Here is a 19,490-nt window from a genome sequence, read left to right on the forward strand (position 1 = left end):
CGTCACAACCGTCCGCGCACCCCGAAGAAGAACGAGCGGCCCGAATATTCGTAGAAGCTGGGCAGGTTGCGATACTCGTTGAACCGCTTGATCGCCGATCCCAGCAGATTCGATCCCTGTACGTAGACCGAGAAGTTGTCGGTCACGTCGTACGACAGGCTCGCCGAAACCTCGTGATAGGGATCTTCCTTCACCGGCAGGTACGAAAGGCTGCCCGCCTGCGCATAAGTATAGCGCGACGTATAGCTGTACGACACTTGCGCGCCGATGCCGTGGTTCTCGTAGAACAGCTTGGCATTGGCCGAGAACGGGATCGCGCCCGGCAGGTCGGTGGTGATGCCGCCGGTCTTCGCGCGCGACTTGTTGTAGGTCAGGTTGGCCTGAATGCCGAAACCGTTGTCGAGGAAGTACTGCCCGCCCACTTCCAGCCCGTAGACGTTGGCGCTGTCGCCGTTCATCACCTGATATTCGACGAAGGAATAGCTCTGCTGCTGGTTGGCGGGCTGGTTGGTCGGGGTGATCTGCACGTCCACCGGCACCGTCGAGACGAAGTTGGTGATGTGCTTGTAGAACGCCGCCGCCGTCAGCGCGAGACGGTTGGTCGGGTAGAATTCCAGGCTCACGTCGAACTGGTTGGCCTCGGTCGGCTTCAGGTTCGGATTGCCCGCGTCATAGATGATGTACGTGCCCGACTGCGCCGAAGTCGCGTCCTTGGCGGGCGAGAGTTCCCCGAAGCTGGGGCGCGAGATCGCCTGCGACGCGGCCAGACGCAGCCGCAGCCCGTCCGCCAGATCGTAGGAGAAGTTCGCCGCCGGCAGCAGCCGCACGTAGTCGCCGCCGCCGTTCACCGGCTCGACATCGTTGAACGTCACCGCGTTGTCCTGCGTGCCCGCGCGCGGGATGATGCTGGCGATGCTGGCGCTGTAGCCCACCGAGGAGACCTTGGTCGCCACCAGCCGTACGCCGATGTCCGCGCGCCACTTGTCGCCTTCCAGATTGGCCATCAGGTAGCCCGCCCAAGTCCGCTCCTTGATGCGATACGACGCGGGCAGGTCGGCCTCGATCACCTGATTGGAATAGCCCGAGGGATACGGCGAAAGCTGGCAGCCCGGAATGTCCGCGCCGGTATCGTCGAGGCAGGAATTGGGGTTGAGGATCGCCGGGTTGTTCTCCACCCGAGACAGCGCCGCAAGGTAGGTGTCGATATCGAAGCGCGGGAAGTTGCGCGGGAAATCGCCGTCCAGCTTGCCGAGGATCGAGCCGCTGCCGGGCTGCACCACGTCCGCGCCCAGCTGCCCGAAGGTGAAGGGATAGCCGCAGAAGTTGCACGAGGTGGTGTACTGGTTGTCGATCGTCGCCACCGTCTTCTTGCGGTTGGTGAACGAGGCGCCGAACTGGATCGACTTGAACACGCCGCTGTCGACGTCATAGGTGCCGTCGCCCTTCAGCCCCTGCGTGCGGTCGGCGATGTTCTGGCCCTGAATGCCGATGTAGTGGGCGCGGAAATCGTCGTTGGTCGCTTCCGACAGGCTGCGCCCGCCGGGGATCGTCACGTCGAGGTCGGGCAGCCCGCCGTTGCGGGTTGCGAAGGTGGCCGAGGCACCGGTAATGCCCGCCACCACGAAGCGGTTCTGGCCGCCGGTGTTGTCGCGCGCCTTGCCCATGTAGCCGTCGAAGCCGAAGCTCAGGCGGTCGGTCGGCTTCCAGTCGACGTGGCCGCCGATCTGCCAGGTCTGGCTCTTGCGCGGTTCGTCGGTGGTCAGCACTTCGGCGGTGTAGTCGTTGATGGTGAAGCCGGTGACGACGTTGTTGGCATCGACGCTGATCGAATCCGGGTCCCAGCGCGGCGAACCGTCATCGCCCAGCGGGTTCAGGTAGTTGGACGAGCGGTAGTTGTGCTGCTTCACGTCGAAGCGGCTGTAGATGCCGTCGATCGTCAGTTCGAACTGGCTGGAGGGCTTCCACTGGAACGATGCCGCCGAACCGATGCGCTCGCGCTGGCCCTGCACGGTGCCCATGCTGTAGTAGTCGGGCCAGATATAGGCCGGGCCGTTTGCATCGGGGTTGATGGCGCCGTCACGGTTGAAGTCCACGCCGTACGCCGCCTCGGTGCCGTCGGCCAGCGAGTATTCGCCGAGGTTGTCGGTGCGGAACTTGTACTTGTTGTAGCTGACGCCGAACATCAGCCCCATCGTATCGTCGGCGAAAGTGGTGCTGACGACGCCGCTGACCTTGTAGCCGCCCTTATCCGCCAGATCGTTGTACTGCCCCTCGACCGCGCCCGAGGCGTGGAGGCCGGGGCGGTCGAGCGGGCGTGCGGTGCGCAGGTCGACGTTGCCGCCGATGCTGCCTTCAAGCTCGGAGGCGCGGACCGCCTTCTGCACTTCGGCGCCCGAGATGATCTCGGAGGGGAGGACGTCGAAGGCAAAAGAGCGGTCCGGCCCGTCGGTCGGGAGGATTCGACCGTTGAGGGTGGTGATCGCGAAATTCTCGCCGAGGCCGCGAATGGTGATCGAGCGGCCTTCGCCGCGCCCGTCGCGCCCGACGGTGACGCCGGGGATGTTGGCGAGCGCCTCGGCGACGTTGCGGTTGGGGAACTTGCCCAGTTCCTCTGCCGAGATGGCATCGACGATGGTATCGGCGCTGCGCTTGGCCTGGATCGAGCGCAGCAGGCTGCCGCGTACGCCGCGTACGACGATCGCCTCGGCGGTTGCGGCATCGTCCTGCGCCGAGGGGACGGCTTCCGGAGCGGGGGTGGCGGTGGCGGCGTCCTGCGCGTGGGCGAGAGAGGCGGAGAGCAGCGCCATGGTGCTGGCTCCGGCAAGCGCCGACAAGCGCCAGGTGTTACGTCCCGTCATGTTTCCGTACCCCTTGTGTGACCTCGCCTTGGGCGGATCGGCGATTCCCCGTCCGCATGGCGTGCTATATTTCGTTTTGGTAACTTGGATATTCGGAAGCTGTCAAACAGAAACTAAACGAAACATCGCTTAATGTTTGTCGCGGCGCTTCGGCACTGATAATGCAAACCTTAGCAGGAGTGATGTGATGGTGGTTACCCGGGACACGAGCCGCAGGCGGCAGGAAATCAGCACCCTCGTGCGAGAGCGCGGCAGCGTGCAGGTCACCGACCTTTCCGAGCGTTACGGCGTGTCGATGCAGACGATCCGCAAGGACCTTCATTTCCTTGCGAAGAAGGGCGTGGCGGAGCGCAGCTATGGCGGCGCGATCTCGGCCGATGCGGTCAACGTCGTCGCCGAACCGCCGCTGGAAACCAAGCGTGCCGCCAATCCCGACGCCAAGGCGCGGATCGGTGCGCTGGCGGCCGCGATGGTGCAACCCGGCGATTCGGTGGTGCTCGATTCGGGCACGACGACGCTGCAGATCGCTCATCACCTGCCCGATGACGAGGAGATCACCGTCCTCACCAACGATCTCGACATCCTCTGCGCGCTGGCCCGCAAGGAGCGCATCCGCGTGGTCATGCTGGGCGGCGCCCTGCGCCGCCGCAACCGCGCGTTCTACGGCGCCCAGACCGAAAGCGCGCTGAGCGACCTGCATGTCGACAAGCTGTTCCTCGGCGTCGATGGTTTCGATTTCGAGCGCGGCATCACCACGCATTACGAACCCGAAGCGATGCTGAACCGAAAGATGGCGAAAGCCGCGCGGCAGGTGATCGCGGTGACCGACCGCTCGAAATTCGGCAAGGTCTGCCTCCACCGCATCCTCAACGTCGAGGAGATCGACGACCTCGTCACCGATGCGGCCGACGGTGACGCAGTGCAATCCGCTGCGGACCGGTTGGGGTTCCGCCTGCACCGCGCATAAGGCGCGCAGGGTGGCGCTAGGGTACTGCTAGGTGCTGTTGAGTGCCACCGTGTACCTGTCGGTCCTACAGCCCCCGAAAGTCAGCCAAAACCCCTCGTCATTGCGAGCGTAGCGAAGCAATCCAGGGCAGTCTCACACCGCCCTGGATTGCTTCGCTACGCTAGCAATGACGAAACGATGGTCAATTACCCTTTGATATTGAAGAACTTTCTGGCGTTCTTCCAATAGATCTTGTCGATCACCGATTTCGGCAGGTTGAGCCCGACCGCATCGGCCTGGATCGCTTCCACCCGCTGGCTGAGCGGCGTCGCCAGATAGCGCCAGTCCGCCCGCCACACGGCATCGGCCTCGCCCGGAAAATCATCGGTAGCCGGCGGATTCTGCGCCCGCGCCGCCGGGTCCGGCGGGCTGTCGGTCAGGTCAGTGCCGTACAGGATACGATCCTGATATTTCAAGAAAAATGCCCGAACCTTGGCGACATCGGCATTGGATTGCACCTGCAGGTTCGACAACCGCGCCGCCAGATCGACCACCGCCCTGGGATGGGCATCAAAGAACTTCGCCAGCTCATCGACACTCCACTCCAGACTGGCCATGTGCGCCCCGTCGAACGCCAGCTTCGGATGCCGCGCCACAAACCGGTCCCGCGCCGCCATCAGCGCCTCGTAACTCGGCTCCTCGGGATGCAGAAACATATAATATTCAGGATGTTCGCGGAAATACGAGCGATCGTTCTCGGTCGTCATCTGCTCCAGCGGCAACCAGCAGTTCTTCGGCTCCGCCTGATGCGCGATCAACGGAATCCCGCGGCTTTCGAGATGCGCCATGACCCCATCGAACCGCGGATCATCCAGAAAAACCCGCTTCCCCTCCGGGCCCTTGGCCACCATCCCTATGTTTTTCCAGACTTTCACCGCAACCGCCCCCTTGGCGACCGCCGCATCGATCATCGCATCCGTCCGCTCGGTCCACCCCGACGTCCCGAATCCATCCATCGGAAACGTCGTGGCAAAGTGAAAGACCTGCCCATCCGCCCGACGCATCGATTCCGCGATGGCGGCCTGCTCCGGCAACGGCGGAAAATCCGGATAATCGACGTTGATCGACAGAATTTCAAACCGATCCCGCCGCGCCAGTTCGATGAAACGCGGGTCGTCGACATTGGCATGAACATGCGCATCGAACTTGGGGACGCTCGCGAAGTCCGCCTCGGTGTAATGTTGTTCGGCGGGCGCGGCGAAGGCAACTGGGGCCAACAGCGCGGCACTCGAAAACAGTGCCATTTTGACCAGATTCCGCACGGATCAGCCTCCTTAAAACGAAAACGAAAGAAAACGCATCAAAAAACTGTGTTTTTGGATTGCATGGCGGATTGCGGTGGTGCAAGTCTTTTCTCGTGAGGTCGCCGAGCGTGGAACGTTCGATGCGCAAGTCCATCAGGAGAGTGCAGACATGTCATTCAGCCCCGTAACCCGTCGCGCGGCACTGGCCCGGCTGATGACCGGCGCCACGATCGCGGCCGCCAGCGGGCCGATGCTCTCCGGCAAGGTCTGGGCCGCGACTGCGGCGACCACACGCGTCACCGACGGCACCCTGACCATCGAGTTCGACGCCGCGATGCGTTCGCGCCTGCTTCATCGCGGGCAGGAAATCGCGCCATGGGCCGCCGCCGAGGCGCTGTTCCCGCTCGAAGGCGCGGCGTTCGACCGCTTCGTGCTGCTCGATCACGCCGAATCCAAGGTCGCCGGTGGCCGCCGTCATGTCCTGCGCGGCACGGCTGGCGGCGCGCTGGAACAGGAAATCGCGGTCACGTTCCTCGATCGCTTCCCCGGCCTCGCGCTGTACGACGTGCGCTATCGCAACACCGGCGACAAGCCGTTGGCGGTCACCGGCTGGCGGATCGCCATGCACGATCTGCACGGCCATCCCGATGGCGCCTGGAGCTTTGCCGGGGCGTCCTATCCCGACCGGCGCGACTGGGTACAGAAGGTCGGTCCCGGCTTCGAGCAGCGCAACTTCATGGGGATGAACGGCTCGGATTACGGAGGCGGCACGCCCGTCGCGGTGGTCTGGCGCCGCGATGTCGGATTGGCGGTCGGGCATCTGGAGGCGGTGCCGCGGCTCGTGGCGCTGCCCGTCTCGGCGCAACCCGGCAGCACGCGCATCGGCATGACCGGCGAGGCAAATCAACTGCTTGCGCCGGGCGCCACGCTGGCACTGCCGCGCGCCTTCGTGATGGCGCATGAGGGCGATCATTTCCGTCCGCTCGATGCCTATCGCCAGCTCATGGCCGAACAGGGGCTCAAGGCGCCCGCGATCCCGGATTCGAGCTACGGTGCGATCTGGTGCGCCTGGGGCTACGAGCGCAAGTTCACGCCCGACCAGATCTACGGCGCGCTGCCCAAGGCGAAGGAACTCGGCTTCGAATGGGCGGTGATCGATGACGGCTGGCAGGTCGCCGACGGCGACTGGCGGGTCGACCGCAGCCGCTTCCCGCGCGGCGATGCCGACATGAAGGCCTTCGCAGACCGCATCAAGGCGGACGGGATGCGCCCGCGCCTCTGGCTGGCGCCGCTGGCGGCCGATCCCGGCACGCCGCTGCTGCGCGATCATGCCGACATGCTGCTGCTCGACCGCGATGGTGCGGCGCAGAACGTGACCTGGTGGAACGCCTTCACGCTCTGCCCCGCATATCAGCCGACGATCGACTATTTCCGCGGCGTCGTGCGCACGATCATCGGCGAATGGGGTTTCGAGGGCCTGAAGCTGGACGGTCAGCACCTCAACGGTGTTGCGCCCTGTCACAACCCGGCGCACAACCACGCGCGGCCTGAAGAATCCTACGAAAAGCTGCAGGATTTCTGGAAGGCGATCCACGACGAGGTCATGGCGATCAACCCGCAGGCGGTCGTCGAGATCTGCCCCTGCGGCGACAGCTTCGCCTTCCACAACATCCCGGCGATGAACAACACCCCCGCGTCGGACCCGACCTCTTCATGGCAGGTGCGGCTGAAGGGCAAGACCTTCAAGGCGCTGATGGGGCCCTCCGCGCCGTACTCGGGCGATCATGTCGAACTGACCGAGACGCGCGACGATTTCGCCTCCACTTACGGCATCGGCGCGATCCCATCGACCAAGTTCACCTGGCCCGAGGATACACCCAACCCTTCCGAACCGCTGCCGCCCGGCGGCTTCAAACTGACGGCGGAGAAGGAGACGGTCTGGCGCAAGTGGATCGACCTTTACCGCGAGAACATGCTGCCCAAGGGGACCTATCTCGGCGGGCTCTACGACATCGGTTTCGACAAGCCCGAGGCCCACGCGATCGAGAAGGACGGGGCGCTGCACTATGCCTTCTACGCCGATAGCTGGGACGGGCCGGTGAGCCTGCGCGGGCTGGGGGCGGGGCGCTATGTCCTGACGGACGGCTTTACCGGCGCGCCGCTGGGCAGCGCCACGGCGAAACAGAACAGCATTCCTGCGAAGTTCGAGCGGTTCCTGCTTGTGCGTGCAACGCCTGCAAAGGCAGGCAGGGCATGAGCACCGTAACCGCACCTTCCAGCCGGGCATGGCTGGCGAATGCCCTTGTTACCGTGGTGCTCTGGGGCATCTGGGGCGCGTTTTCCGGTCTTTCGCCGCAGCACGGGTTTCCCGAAACGCTGGTCTACTGCGTCTGGGCGCTGACGATGATCCCTCCGGCGCTGGTGGTGCTGGCCGGGGCGCGCTGGGCGCTCGACCGGTCGCCGCGCGCGATTGCCTATGGGCTTGCGGTGGGGCTGCTGGGCGCGGGCGGGCAGATGGTGCTGTTCTATGCCGTGGCGCGCGGTCCGGCCTATCTGATCTTCCCGATCATCTCGCTTTCCCCTGTGGTCACGATCGCGCTGTCTTTCGTGTTCATGCGGGAGCGGACCGGCAGGCTCGGTGCGCTGGGGATCGTCCTGGCGCTGCTGGCGCTGCCGACCTTCGACTTCGCGCCCGGCGGCAGCGGCGGAGCCTCCGCCGCGTGGCTGGTCCCGGCGATGATCGTGATGCTGTGCTGGGGCGTGCAGGCCTACTTCATGAAGGCGGCCAACCACGTCATGTCGGCCGAGAGCATCTTCGTTTACATGACGCTTTCCGCGCTCGTGCTGGCCCCGGTGGCCTGGGCGATGACGGACTTCGCGCAGCCGGTGAACTGGGGCTGGGACGGGCCGGGCCTCGCCGCCGTGATCCAGGTGCTCAACGCCATCGGCGCGCTGACGCTGGTGTTCGCCTTCCGCTACGGCAAGGCGATCATCGTCGCGCCGCTGTCCAACGCCGGTGCGCCGCTTGCCACGGCGCTGCTGTCACTGGCGGTGCTGGGCGTGGTGCCGGGGCCGCTCAAGAGTCTGGGCATCGGCCTGGCACTGCTGGCCTCGCTGCTTCTCGCCATCGAACCGGATGCCAAGGACGAGGACGCTGTCCCCGCAGAATGATGGTTTCGATTAGTTTCGATTAGTTGCGTTTATGGTTTCGTTGCGCTACCGTCGAGGCGAAAGGAAGCGATGTGAAAGCGATTCGAGATATCGTGCTGCGGCACAAGGCGGGCGAACGCATCGGTGTGACTTCGGTATGCTGCGCGCACCCGCTGGCGATCGAAGCGGCGCTGCGCCACGCGCTGGCGACCGGCCAGGACATCCTCCTCGTCGAGGCGACCTGCAACCAGGTGAACCAGGACGGCGGCTACACCGGCATGACCCCCGCCGATTACCGCGACTTCGTGCGCGCCATCGCGCAGCGCGTCGGCTTTCCTGTGGAGCGACTGGCGCTGGGCGGCGATCATCTCGGTCCCAATCCCTGGACCGCGCTGCCTGCGGCCGAGGCGATGGACCGGGCGGAAGTGATGGTCGCGGCTTACGTGCGCGCCGGGTTCGGCAAGATCCATCTCGACTGCTCGATGAGCTGCGCGGACGATCCGGTGCCGCTGCCCGAACGGACCATCGCCGAACGTGCGGCGCGCCTGTGCCGGGCCGCCGAAGATGCCTTCGAGGGCACGGCCGCGGACGCGCCGGTCTATGTGATCGGCACCGAGGTTCCCGTACCCGGCGGCGCGGCGGAAGACCTCGACGAACTGGCCGTCACTGATCCGGCCGACGCCATCGCCACGGTCGAGATGCACCGCGCACTGTTCGCCGAGGCGGGGCTGTCCGCTGCATGGGACCGTGTGATCGCCACCGTCGTCCAGCCGGGCGTCGAGTTCGACCATGACAAGGTCGTCGATTACCGGCCCGAGCGCGCCACCGAACTGAGCCGCGCGATCGAACCGGTCGCGGGGCTGGTCTACGAAGCGCATTCGACCGATTATCAGACCGCCGAGGCGCTTGCCGCGCTGGTGCGCGATCATTTCGCGGTGCTCAAGGTCGGCCCCGGCGTGACATTCGCGCTGCGTGAGGCGCTCTGGGCGCTCGATGCGATCGAGGCGGAGACCGTACCGGCTCCTCGCCGTGCGGGGCTTCGCGAAGTCGCGCTGGAGCGCATGCGCGCCGAGCCGGGTAACTGGCGCAAGTATTACCATGCGCAAGGGGCGGCGCTGAGCCTGCAGCTGCAGTACAGCCTTTCCGACCGCATCCGCTACTACTGGCCCGACGCGCGCATCGTCGCCGCGCAGGAGCAGTTGTTCGCCAACTTGCGCGACGCGGTGCCCTCGCTGCCGCTGGTCAGCCAGCACTTGCCGCTTGCCTATGCGGCGGTGCGCGCCGGGACCGCGTCGCTCGATCCCGCAGACCTTGTCATGGCGCATATCGCCGCCACTCTCGACGCCTATCATGGAGCTTGCCACCCCGATGCCTGACGCCCTGCTGGTTCCCGGAACGCCGGGCAACGACGCCGAACCCTGGACCCGCCGGGAGATCGCGCAGCAGCCCGAAACGCTGCGCGCGACACAAGCGATCCTGAGCGCGAACAAGGCCGCGATCGAAGCCGTCACCGGCCCGCTGCTCGCCAATCCCTATACGCGCATCGTGCTGACCGGCGCAGGCACATCGGCCTTCATCGGTGAGTGCCTGGCGCCGTGGCTCTCTGGGGTACTCGGCCGTTCGGTGGAAGCGATCGCGACGACCGATATCGTCAGTTCGCCCGCGCTTTACCTGCGCCGCGAGGTGCCGACGCTGCTCGTCTCGTTCGGGCGCTCAGGCAGTAGCCCGGAGAGCGTGGCAGCCGTCGATCTGGTCGACGCGCATATCGATCAGGCCTATCACCTCGTCATCACCTGCAATGCCGAGGGTGAACTGGCGCGGCGCGGCGGTGGCAACACCCATGTCGTCGTGCTGCCCGAGGCGACGCATGACCGAGGCTTTGCGATGACGTCCAGCTTCAGCGCGATGATGTTCGCCGCGCTCTCGATCCTGAGCGGGATCGCGGCGCTGGACGGCCGCATCGAGGCGATCGCCTCCGCCGTGGCCGCCACCCATGCGCAGAGCGGGCCGGTGGTGGAGACGCTGGCCGAGCGCGGTTTCAAGCGGGTCGTCTACCTCGGCAGCGGCCCGTTCAAGGGACTGGCGCGCGAGGCGGCGCTCAAGCTGATGGAACTGAGCGACGGCGCGGTGGTGACGGCGTTCGACACCGCGCTGGGCTTTCGCCACGGCCCCAAGACGATCATCGATGGCGAGACGCTGGCGGTGGTCTTCGTCTCCAACGATCCGCTGACCCGGCTCTACGACCTCGACATCATCGCCGAACTGAAGGCCGACGGGCACAGCGGGGCAGTGGTCGTGGTTTCGGCCAACCCGGATGACAAGGCCGACGTATCGGTGCCCGGCCTGCTGGGCGCGGCGGATGCGGACCTGCTGTTCCCATTCATCGTTCCCGCGCAGCTTTTCGGGCTGGCCGTCTCGATCGAGCTAGGCCTCACACCGGATCGCCCGAACGCGAGCGGGGCCGTCAACCGCGTTGTTCAAGGCGTGCGGATCCACGCGCAACCCGTATGAGCGGCGGCGTCTTCCTTGGCATTGACGGCGGCGGCACCAAGACCGAGTTCGTCTGCATCGACGGCGCGGGAAAAGTGCTGGCCACCGCGCTGACGGGCACGACCTATCATCTCCAGGTCGGCTTCGACGAAGTGGTACGGCGGCTCGAGACCGGCGCCGCGCAAGTCTGCACGGCGATCGGCATCACGCCCGAGCGTATCGACCATGCCTTCTTCGGCCTGCCCGCCTACGGCGAGGACCGCAGCATCGACCCGCGCATTCACGCAGCATGCGGCGCGGTGCTGGGACACAGGCGCTACGACGTCGGCAACGACATGATCTGCGGCTGGGCGGGCTCGCTCGGGTGCGAGGACGGTATCAACATCGTCGCCGGAACCGGCTCGATCGGTTACGGCGAGCGGCAGGGCAAGTCCGCCCGCGTCGGTGGCTGGGGCGAGGTGTTCAGCGACGAGGGATCGGCCTACTGGATCGCCATCAAGGGACTGTCGCTGTTCACGCGCATGAGCGACGGACGCACCCCGCGCGGACCTCTTTACGATAAGCTTAGCGCCGCGCTTTCGCTGGAAGACGACCTGGACTTGTGCGGCCGGATCATGGGCCCGCAAGGCATGGGACGCACCGAGATCGCCGGCCTTGCGGGACTGGTCTCGGAAGCAGCCATCGCTGGGGACCAGGCGGCAGGGGCGATCCTCGACGAAGCAGCGCGCGAACTGGCGGACATGGCGCTGGCACTGCGCGGCGCCCTGGGCTTCCCCGAGGGTACTCCGGTCCCGCTCTCATGGTCCGGCGGCGTGCTGAGCCGCGAGGCGCGCGTACGCTCGGAATTCCTGCGCACCGTGCGTGAACGGGGATTTGCCGTCATCGAACCCCGGTTCACCCCCGGCTACGGATCCGCGCTCTACGCAAGGAAACTGGCCTGACCGGGCACCTCACCTGAGGTTCGCAACGAGGAAATCGACGAAGACGCGTATCCGCGCCGGGATGGTCAGGCCGCCCACGAACAGTGCGTGGATGTGCTCGACATCGCCGGGATTGAACTCCTCCAGAACCGGGACGAGCCGGCCGTCGGCGATCTCTCCCTCCACGCTGAAACGCCCCACGCGTGCCAGCCCGACGCCGGCCTCCGCCAGCTGACCAAGCGTCTCCCCGTTGTTCGCCTCGATATTGCCTTGCACGGACAGGGAGAAGTCGCGCCCTTCGCGGGTGAACGGCCAGACGGGCTCGACGCGGCGGAAGTTGAAGTTGAGGCAATTGTGACGGTGCAGATCCTCCGGCACCTCGGGCCTGCCATGATGCGCGAGATAGCCCGGCGAGGCGACGATCACGCGCCGGGTTTCGCCCAGCTTGCGCGCCGTCAGCGTGCTGTCGGCGAGCGGCCCGAAACGGATCGCCACATCCGCCTGCCCGGCCGCCACGTCGACGAGTGTATCGGTCAGGGCGATATCCACCAGGATATGCGGATAGAGCGCCAGGAACCTGCCGAGCAGGGGCACCACGCATAGCCGTCCATGCGAAAGCGCCGCGCTGACCCGCAGGCGCCCGCGCGGCGCGCCCTGGTCGGCGATCTGCTGTTCCGCGTCGTCGAGATCGGCGAGAATGCGCCGCGCCGTCTGAAGATAGGCCTGACCCTCCGCCGTCAATGCCAGCGCCCGCGTCGATCGCAGCAGCAGCCGTACGCCCAGCCGCGCCTCGATCCTGTCGATGGCGCGGCTGACCGCCGAGGGGCTGAGGTCCAGTTCCCGGCCCGCGCCGGAGAAGCTCCCCTGTTCTACCACCGCCACGAACAACGCCAGGGCGCGGGCCCGGTCGGCACCGCCCGGCAACCTTGCTTCGTTCACTACCTTTGCTCCATGCGCAAAAATCCTTCGCGTCCATCGACAGTACCGCAAGGAGGCATCTGCCGCCATCTATGCGTCCGAATAGCGATTCCCGATCGCATCGCCTTTGTGAGGACCATACGATGAAGTTCAACCCCGGCCTGCTGGCTCTTGCCGTCGGTGCCTTCGGCATCGGCGTGACCGAATTCGCGCCGATGGGTCTGCTGCCGGTGATCGCCGCCGACCTCGGCGTCTCGATCCCGACGGCGGGCCTGCTCATCAGCGCCTACGCGATGGGCGTGGTGCTGGGCGCGCCGCTCATGACGCTGACTACCGGACGCGTGCCCCGCCGCACCCTGCTGATCGCGCTGGCGGGCATCTTCACGCTTGGCAACCTGATGGCGGCGGTGTCGGACGGCTACGGCATGCTGCTCGCCGCGCGGGTCGTCACCTCGTTCAATCATGGCGCATTCTTCGGCGTCGGCTCGATCGTCGCGGCAAGCCTGGTCCCGCCGCAGCGACAGGCGGGCGCGGTCGCCGCGATGTTCATGGGGCTGACCATCGCCAACGTCGTCGGCGTGCCGCTGGCGACATGGGCCGGCGATCACCTGGGCTGGCGCGCCTCGTTCTGGGGCATCGCCGCACTGGGCGGCGCGACGATGGCGGCGCTGCGCCTGACTCTGCCCAAGCTGCCCGCGCCGAGCGGCGGCAATGCGCTCGCCGAAGTGCGGGTGCTCACCCGCAAGCCGGTGCTGGCCGCCCTCGCGCTGACCGTCGTGGGCTCCAGCGCGATGTTCACCGTGTTCACGTACATCACCCCGATCCTGCGCGAGGTGACACATGCCTCGCTCGGATTCGTCACGGCGATGCTGGTGATCTACGGGCTCGGCCTGACGGTCGGCAACTGGCTCGGCGGCAAGTTCGCCGACCGGTCGGTGGATCGCACCCTCATCGTCACCCTCGCCTCGCTGGCCGCGATCCTGTTCGCCTTCGCGATGACGATGGCCCACGCCGCGCCGACCGCCGTGCTGGTGTTTCTGTGGGGCATCGCAAGCTTCGCCCTCGTCCCGCCACTGCAGGTGCGTGTCATGAACGCGGCCAGCGACGCGCCGAACCTTGCCTCGGCGATGAACATCGGCGCCTTCAACCTGGGCAATGCGCTGGGTGCGGCGCTGGGTGGCGGCGTCATCGCGCTGAACCTTGGCTACCCGGCTGTGGCGATGGCCGGCGCGGCGACCTCGGTGATCGGCCTGCTGGCCCTTCTCCTCGCGGGCAGGAGCGAGACCGACCTCGCACCGGCCATGCCCGAAAAGTGCCACGGCTGACGGGCATTGAAGCCGCTGCCGACTATCGCAGCAGCGGCACCATGCAGCGCTGCCGGCGCGCGAGCAGGAGGGCATAGGTAGCGACGAGCAAGCCCTCCGCCTCCTGCCCGTCCTGCGTCACCTTGCGCAGTATCCTGGCAAGGTGCGCAAGCCCGTAAGTATCGAGGCGGAGGGCATGGGCGGTCAGGTCGGCATCGAGGGTCCGCGCCAGCGCAGGACCGATCTCGGCACGGTCGAGCAGATGCCGCCAGGCCCTGCCGAGAGCCGCTTCGGTCCCGCTGGGGGGAACCTGCGTGAAACGGCGCGTCTGCGATGACCGCAGCCGGGCGAGCCAGTTGCGCATCCTGCCGCCCTCGCCCGCGCCGCTCCCGCCCTGCTGAAGGGGCGGCGACCAGAAGGAAAGGTCGATCGCCCCTTCAGGCCCGTGCAACGTGATCGGGCGCACGGCGAGCCGCGCCCCGCTCCGCTCGATCCGCACCAGCACGAGACCGCGCCAGCCGCTCTTCACGTTGGCCTCCAGCACATCGATCGCGCTCGAAACACCGTCCTCATGGTCGAGCGTCAGGCCCAGCCAGTGCCCGGCCTCGTCACGCACCGGCCATACGAGCTGCTGCGCCAGTTCGTCGAAAAACGGCGCGGCAACCTCGGTCGGCGCGATGAGGCATGCGGTAGGCACTTCCGCGCCATCCAACCCCAGGCCGACCTCGTCGAGCCAGCGACGCCGCAGTGACGGCCAGTCATGCACCACGCCCGGCCAGTCGGCCTGAGGGCTGACCGACCGCGCCACGATCCGCGCCTTCGCGCTTGCCGGCGCGGAAAGCCGGTGGTCGGCCGAGCGTCGCGATCCCTCCAACTCGATCCGCGCGTGCGACAGCGTCGCCAACGGCTCCGACTGCCAGAGCGGGTGAAGCTGCCAGGCATCGCGCGGATTGAAACCGGGATCCTGCGCCGCACCGCGCGCCAGCGAGGTCGACAGCCAGCGTCCGCTGCCGGGCTCCAGGAACCAGGCGGTGACGCCGCGTGCTCCGGTTGTGCTTGTCCAGCGCTCGCCGCCGCAGCCGATGAGCTGCAGCGCCTCCACCGGCACATAGTCGCGCCGCACCTTGCCCGCCAGCGCGGCGCCGTCGCTGCCGGAGAGCGCGCGTACCAGCGCGAAGGCCGTCGCGGTCAGTTCGAGCATGCGGTCGGGGTCGAAATCGAGCGCCCGCTTGCGGCGCAGACGCATCTGCGCCGCGATCGCGCGCAGCAGCGCGGCAAGCCGGGACAGCATGTCGGCGCGCGAGGAGACCGAGAGCGCGAACAGCGATTCCTCCAGCGGCAGCGGCGCAAGGTTCATGCCCAGCACCGCCGTTTCCCGAAGCCCTGCGGCAACGCGCGCGAGGAAGGCTGGATCGACCTGCCGGGCGCCCTCTCCCGCCTGAGCTTCCTGCGCTTCCGCCGGGATTGCAGGCAAAGACAGCCCGAAGTGGCGCCGCGCGGCCAATATCGCCGCGCCGTGGTAGGCCTTGATCCGGCTCCTAGAGACCTTCGAGACCACCCCCTCCGGCCCCTGCCCCTTGAGGATACGCACCGGGCCATCGATCTCGGCAAACGTCACCAGCAGCGCATTGCCCGCCGCTTCTACGCCAGTGGCTTCGCCTGAGAGTTCGAGCGCCGCGCGCCAGCCCGCCTTGCCGGTCCATTTCTCCAGCCGGTCGAGCGCGATGCCGCCCAGGATCTCGCCAGGATCGGCCCGCAGATCCGCTGGCGGCTGCTGTTCCTCCGCAGCGCTCTCCGTCGCCTGAGCCTGCACGAACAGCACCGCCGCGATCCGATGCCGGCAGACCGCCAGCGCGCGGCAGGCACACCCGGCCATCTTCGGCCCGCGCCCGTCGAGCGATACCCGCTGCCCGTCCGCCTCGATTTCCACCTTGCCCGGCTCGGCTGAAAGCAGCCGCACCTTGCCCTCCGAAACATCGCGGTGCGCGCGGCGGACCAGACCGGGGTTGGCGAGCGTCGCCAGCGCCGCATCGTCGAAAGCCGTCAGCGCCTCCCGCAAGCCCGCGTCGATCACGCGATCACCTCGCCGATCCACTGCGCGAAGTGGTCGGGCGTGAGCACCGCCACTTTCATCCCGCACCCGGCCAACCGTTCGGCCATGCGCCTGTCGTAGACCGGGGCGGCATCCTCGCTGAGTGCTCCGAGTCCGAGCAAGGTAACGCGCGCCGAGGCCATGCGGCGGGCGGCGGCGAGCATCCGGGGAACCGAGCCGCCTTCCTCGAAGTCGCTCACCAGCACGAAGACCGTGCGGGTCGGCTGCGTGACCAGACCCTCGCAATATTCCATGGCCGAGGCGATGTCGGTGCCCCCGCCCAGTTGCACCGACATCAGCACTTCGACGGGATCATGCGCCTCGCTCGACAAGTCGACGATCGCGGTGTCGAAGACCACCAGCCTGACCTCGACCGACGGCAGCGCGGTGAGGATCGAGGCCATCACGGCGGCGTAGATCGTGGAACTGAGCATCGAACCCGACTGGTCCACGCACAGGATGATCGTCCAGGGCAGCTTGCGACGGCTGCGGCCATGGAAGCGCAGGCGATCGGCGATGATCGCCTTGCGCTCGGCGTCCCAGTTGCGCAGGTTGTCGCGGATCGTGGCGCGCCAGTCGAAGGTCTGCATCGACTTGACATGGCTGCGGCGGAAGCGATTGGGGCGCCCGGCAAGCGCCGCCTCCACGCGCGGACGCAGCTTGCGCACGATGTCCTCGACGACCTTGCGGGTCACTTCGCGGATTTTCTCGCGCACGGCTGGATTGGCGCTGCCCTTGAACGCAATGAGCGACTTCAGCAGATCCTTGTTGGGCTCCAGCGCATCGAGCACGGCGGGATCGGAGAGCAGATCCTGCATGCCGAGATTGTCGATGGCGTGCCCCTGCACGGTCTCGCAGACCGAGCGCGGGAACAAGTCGCGCAGTTCCGCCAGCCAGCCCAGCGGCGTCAGTTGGCTCGGATCGAGCGAACCGGGCCCGCCCTGTCGCCGCCGATCACGGCGAAGCCCGCGCCGCTCCATCTCGCGGGCGTAAAGATAGTCCAGCGCGCGGTCGGCGCGGCGCTCGGCCTCCGACAGGCCGTCGCCGGGCAGCGATCGTTCGGCGTAGCGGCCCAGGACCAGCCGCCAACGGCGGATCGCATCGGGATCGCTCATGCCATGCCCTCGGCCGCCAGAACCCGCGCCAATTCACCGTCGAGCCGCAGGTTCTCGGCCAGTTCGCCCTCGGAGATGGCCACGGCGACGGCAAGAGCCCCAGCCCCCGTACCCAGCCGCGCGGCCACGTCCTCGGCCAGCCGATCCACCTCGCGCGGGTCGAGCGGCAGCAGCGCCATGCGCAAGTGCGGCAGGAGCGCAAGGAACGTGTCCTCGTCGAGCCCGGTGACGATGCTGTCGATGGCGCCGACGATCGCGGGGACGGTCCAGATCAGTTCGCGCGCGATCGCGATCAGGCCGCCGAGGAACGCCAGTCGCTCGGCGGGATCGACATAGCCGCCGGCCAGTTCCCCGCGCAGACGGGCCTCCAGCGCGGCGATCGTCACGCGCCCGTCGATCAGCGAAAAGGCCATGACGGCGCCGGCCAGCATCGGCGGCAGTGCGCGCGCGGCAAGCCCGTCCAGAGCCTCGTCGAACAGGGCCAGATCGATCGGCGCCGCGCTCGACCGTGCGAGTTCGATGGCGCCGCGCAAGTCGGCCAGCGCCTTCACCGCATCCGCCACCCTGTCTTCGCCGAGGTCGGCCATGTCCGGCAGCAGCAGCAGTACCCGCCGCCAGACCGTCGCGACGAGCCTGTCGAGCGGGCCTCCCGGTGACGCCATGGCTTCCTCGATCCCCACCACCTCGCGGCCGCGGCGCAGCAGCAGGAGGTCGGCAAGCGCGGCGATCACCGAGGCCGGCTCAGGGTCTTCGATCACCTGCTCCTCGATCAGCGGCAGCACCGCGCCCGCGCCGCCGCCCAGCCCCGCGCGGCAGGCGGCGGCGAAAAGATTTATTGCCGCCAAGGCATTACGCCCCCGCCCCGCATCGGCGAGCGCCGCGACTTTCTGTGCCAGCACGAAGGCCAGCGCCTCGTCGAGGTCGTCGGCCATCTCTGAAAGCGCGATCAGCCGCGCCTCGACCAGCGGCGACCAGCCGGTGCGCCAGACCTCGTGCAACCGGTCGAGCGAGACGTCGTTGCGGAAATCCGGCCCGCCCGTACGCTCGGCAAACGGTGTACCTAGCAGCACCAAGGCGTGACACAAGCGGCTCGCAGCGCGGTGCCGGGGCTTGCGATAGATATCGAGTTCACGGCTGCGGCGCTCACCGTCGTCGACAGCGAAGCCGAGCGCCCCTGCCCGTCCGCGTACCGCCTCGACGAGCGGGGGCGAGCCCGCCGACGGCGGCACTTCTCCGATCGCCGTGCCGGTGAGCCATGCGGCGAATTCGTCCAGCAGCGGGGCGTGCCGCTTCGGCATCTCGTCCTTGACGAAGCTCGAGCGGATCGCGTCGATCACGTCGTCGCGCATCGGGAAGGGGCGTCCGCGCAGCATCGCCAGCCGCTCGGCCTGTTCGATCGCGTTGACGATCACCGGGAGCGAGGGAGCTTGCCCGCCCTTGCCCGCGCGCAAGTGCGCGGCGAAGCCAGTGACGATCTCCTGCGCCAGCCCCGATGCGCCGCCCTGCCCCCGCGCGTTCCAGAGGCGCTGGTAATAACCGGGCAGCGGCAGGCCCGCGCCGTAGCCGCGCAGGGCATCGAGCTGGCGCATGCCGTAGCGCATCAGGTAGGAGCGGGCCGCCCCCGGCTGCGGCGCCACCGGCTGGCCCGCAGCGGCGTCGGCATCGAGCAATGCCTCGGCATGGAACCCGCCGACGACCGCCACGATCGGTCCGGCGACTTCGCTGCGCACTTGCGCGAGCAGCGCGCGCATCTGCGCCTCGCGCGCGAGGGTTCCGTCGCTCGCCATCCGCGCCGCCTCGGTCGCCGCGCGGATGGCGGCGCAATAGCGGGCGACGTCGCCGAAGAAGCCGCGCCAGTCGGCCTCGGCGATGCGGGTCTCGAACAGGTGGTCCCACACCTCGTTGCCGTCACGGCAGCCGAGTTCGCGGGCGAGCGCGGTGACGTAGTCGCCCACATCGAAGGGCAGTTCGCTGCTCAGCAGGGAACGCCCCTCGTGCGGTTCGCCGTCGAGGTCCATCTCGCGGGCATCGGAAGGCAGGTCGATGAACCGGACCGGCACCCCGCGCGCGCGCGCCGCGTTGAGGGCGATCAGCTCAGGGCTGTGCGCGCAGAACGGAAAGTAGCTCGCCGCCCGGCGCGGCGCTCCTGCCGCACCGGCGGTTTCCCGCAGCGAAACCACCGCGACGGGCGCGCGGGTGCGGGGATCGCAGACGAGGTCGATCAGCGGATCGAAGTCGCACGGCCCCTCGACCAGGATGGCGGCCGGAGCGACCTCCTCGATCAACCTTTCGAGATGCGCCGCGCAGGCTGGGCTGTGATGCCGGATCGGCGCCACCCAGAGCTGCCTCACGGGATCGTGGATACCGGCTCCGGGATGCCCCCCGGGATGCGC

The 19,490-nt window shown here is 67.5% G+C and carries 13 protein-coding genes; 7 read left to right on the top strand and 6 right to left on the bottom strand.

Annotation, left to right across the window (positions count from 1 at the left end; translation table 11 throughout):
* Positions 1 to 2 precede the first annotated feature (2 nt).
* Positions 3 to 2,858 (bottom strand): TonB-dependent receptor, encoded by a 2,856-nt coding sequence (locus tag V2S85_RS03730; protein ID WP_330701525.1) that lies wholly within the window; start codon positions 2,856 to 2,858, stop codon positions 3 to 5.
* Positions 2,859 to 3,045: 187 nt separating this feature from the next.
* Between V2S85_RS03730 and agaR the strand changes: the two genes are divergently transcribed.
* Positions 3,046 to 3,825, top strand: coding sequence for a transcriptional repressor AgaR (gene agaR / locus V2S85_RS03735; RefSeq protein ID WP_330701526.1), 780 nt, complete (start codon positions 3,046 to 3,048; stop codon positions 3,823 to 3,825).
* Between the two features lie 185 nt (positions 3,826 to 4,010).
* Here agaR and V2S85_RS03740 read toward each other — a convergent pair whose 3' ends face one another.
* Positions 4,011 to 5,126, bottom strand: a complete 1,116-nt coding sequence (locus tag V2S85_RS03740) for an amidohydrolase family protein (RefSeq protein ID WP_330701527.1) — start codon at positions 5,124 to 5,126, stop codon at positions 4,011 to 4,013.
* A gap of 151 nt (positions 5,127 to 5,277) precedes the next feature.
* Here V2S85_RS03740 and V2S85_RS03745 point away from each other — a divergent pair, with 151 nt between their 5' ends.
* From V2S85_RS03745 to V2S85_RS03765, 5 genes are all read left to right on the top strand, one after another.
* Positions 5,278 to 7,365, top strand: a complete 2,088-nt coding sequence (locus tag V2S85_RS03745; protein ID WP_330701528.1) for a glycoside hydrolase family 36 protein — start codon at positions 5,278 to 5,280, stop codon at positions 7,363 to 7,365.
* Complete coding sequence (locus V2S85_RS03750; protein ID WP_330701529.1) at positions 7,362 to 8,279, top strand: DMT family transporter; 918 nt, start codon at positions 7,362 to 7,364, stop codon at positions 8,277 to 8,279. The genes V2S85_RS03745 and V2S85_RS03750 overlap by 4 nt, the downstream gene beginning before the upstream one ends.
* A 71-nt stretch (positions 8,280 to 8,350) precedes the next feature.
* Entirely contained in the window at positions 8,351 to 9,634 is a 1,284-nt protein-coding gene (locus V2S85_RS03755) for a D-tagatose-bisphosphate aldolase, class II, non-catalytic subunit (protein WP_330701530.1), read from the top strand.
* Entirely contained in the window at positions 9,627 to 10,769 is a 1,143-nt protein-coding gene (locus V2S85_RS03760; RefSeq protein ID WP_330701531.1) for an SIS domain-containing protein, read from the top strand. Before V2S85_RS03755 ends, V2S85_RS03760 begins: the two co-directional genes overlap by 8 nt.
* On the top strand, positions 10,766 to 11,689 hold the full coding sequence (locus V2S85_RS03765; RefSeq protein ID WP_330701532.1) for an N-acetylglucosamine kinase: 924 nt from the start codon (positions 10,766 to 10,768) through the stop codon (positions 11,687 to 11,689). Before V2S85_RS03760 ends, V2S85_RS03765 begins: the two co-directional genes overlap by 4 nt.
* 9 nt (positions 11,690 to 11,698) lie before the next feature.
* Here the strand turns inward: V2S85_RS03765 and V2S85_RS03770 are convergent, their stop codons facing one another.
* Positions 11,699 to 12,607: a LysR family transcriptional regulator gene (locus tag V2S85_RS03770; RefSeq protein WP_330701533.1), complete on the bottom strand. Its 909-nt coding sequence runs from the start codon at positions 12,605 to 12,607 to the stop codon at positions 11,699 to 11,701.
* A gap of 122 nt (positions 12,608 to 12,729) precedes the next feature.
* Between V2S85_RS03770 and V2S85_RS03775 the strand changes: the two genes are divergently transcribed.
* A complete protein-coding gene (locus V2S85_RS03775; RefSeq protein WP_330701534.1) occupies positions 12,730 to 13,911 on the top strand; it encodes an MFS transporter in 1,182 nt (393 codons plus the stop codon).
* 22 nt (positions 13,912 to 13,933) lie between these two features.
* Here V2S85_RS03775 and V2S85_RS03780 read toward each other — a convergent pair whose 3' ends face one another.
* From V2S85_RS03780 to V2S85_RS03790, 3 genes are read right to left on the bottom strand one after another with little or no spacing between them, the layout of a single operon-like run.
* Complete coding sequence (locus tag V2S85_RS03780) at positions 13,934 to 15,964, bottom strand: hypothetical protein (RefSeq protein ID WP_330701535.1); 2,031 nt, start codon at positions 15,962 to 15,964, stop codon at positions 13,934 to 13,936.
* Positions 15,961 to 17,097, bottom strand: coding sequence for a VWA domain-containing protein (locus V2S85_RS03785; RefSeq protein WP_330701536.1), 1,137 nt, complete (start codon positions 17,095 to 17,097; stop codon positions 15,961 to 15,963). Before V2S85_RS03785 ends, V2S85_RS03780 begins: the two co-directional genes overlap by 4 nt.
* Positions 17,094 to 19,448, bottom strand: a complete 2,355-nt coding sequence (locus V2S85_RS03790) for a DUF5682 family protein (RefSeq protein WP_330701537.1) — start codon at positions 19,446 to 19,448, stop codon at positions 17,094 to 17,096. The genes V2S85_RS03785 and V2S85_RS03790 overlap by 4 nt, the downstream gene beginning before the upstream one ends.
* Between the last annotated feature and the right edge of the window lie 42 nt (positions 19,449 to 19,490).

The sequence above is a fragment of the Novosphingobium resinovorum genome, assembly GCF_036352595.1.
Classification (GTDB): domain Bacteria; phylum Pseudomonadota; class Alphaproteobacteria; order Sphingomonadales; family Sphingomonadaceae; genus Novosphingobium; species Novosphingobium resinovorum_B.

Excerpts from the sequence above, each read along its gene's own strand:
- V2S85_RS03730 (WP_330701525.1), bottom strand. The coding sequence starts at position 2,858 with ATGACGGGACGTAACACCTGGCGCTTGTCGGCGCTTGCCGGAGCCAGC.
- agaR (WP_330701526.1), top strand. The coding sequence starts at position 3,046 with ATGGTGGTTACCCGGGACACGAGCCGCAGGCGGCAGGAAATCAGCACC.
- V2S85_RS03745 (WP_330701528.1), top strand. The coding sequence starts at position 5,278 with ATGTCATTCAGCCCCGTAACCCGTCGCGCGGCACTGGCCCGGCTGATG.
- V2S85_RS03750 (WP_330701529.1), top strand. The coding sequence starts at position 7,362 with ATGAGCACCGTAACCGCACCTTCCAGCCGGGCATGGCTGGCGAATGCC.
- V2S85_RS03760 (WP_330701531.1), top strand. The coding sequence starts at position 9,627 with ATGCCTGACGCCCTGCTGGTTCCCGGAACGCCGGGCAACGACGCCGAA.
- V2S85_RS03765 (WP_330701532.1), top strand. The coding sequence starts at position 10,766 with ATGAGCGGCGGCGTCTTCCTTGGCATTGACGGCGGCGGCACCAAGACC.
- V2S85_RS03775 (WP_330701534.1), top strand. The coding sequence starts at position 12,730 with ATGAAGTTCAACCCCGGCCTGCTGGCTCTTGCCGTCGGTGCCTTCGGC.
- V2S85_RS03785 (WP_330701536.1), bottom strand. The coding sequence starts at position 17,097 with ATGAGCGATCCCGATGCGATCCGCCGTTGGCGGCTGGTCCTGGGCCGC.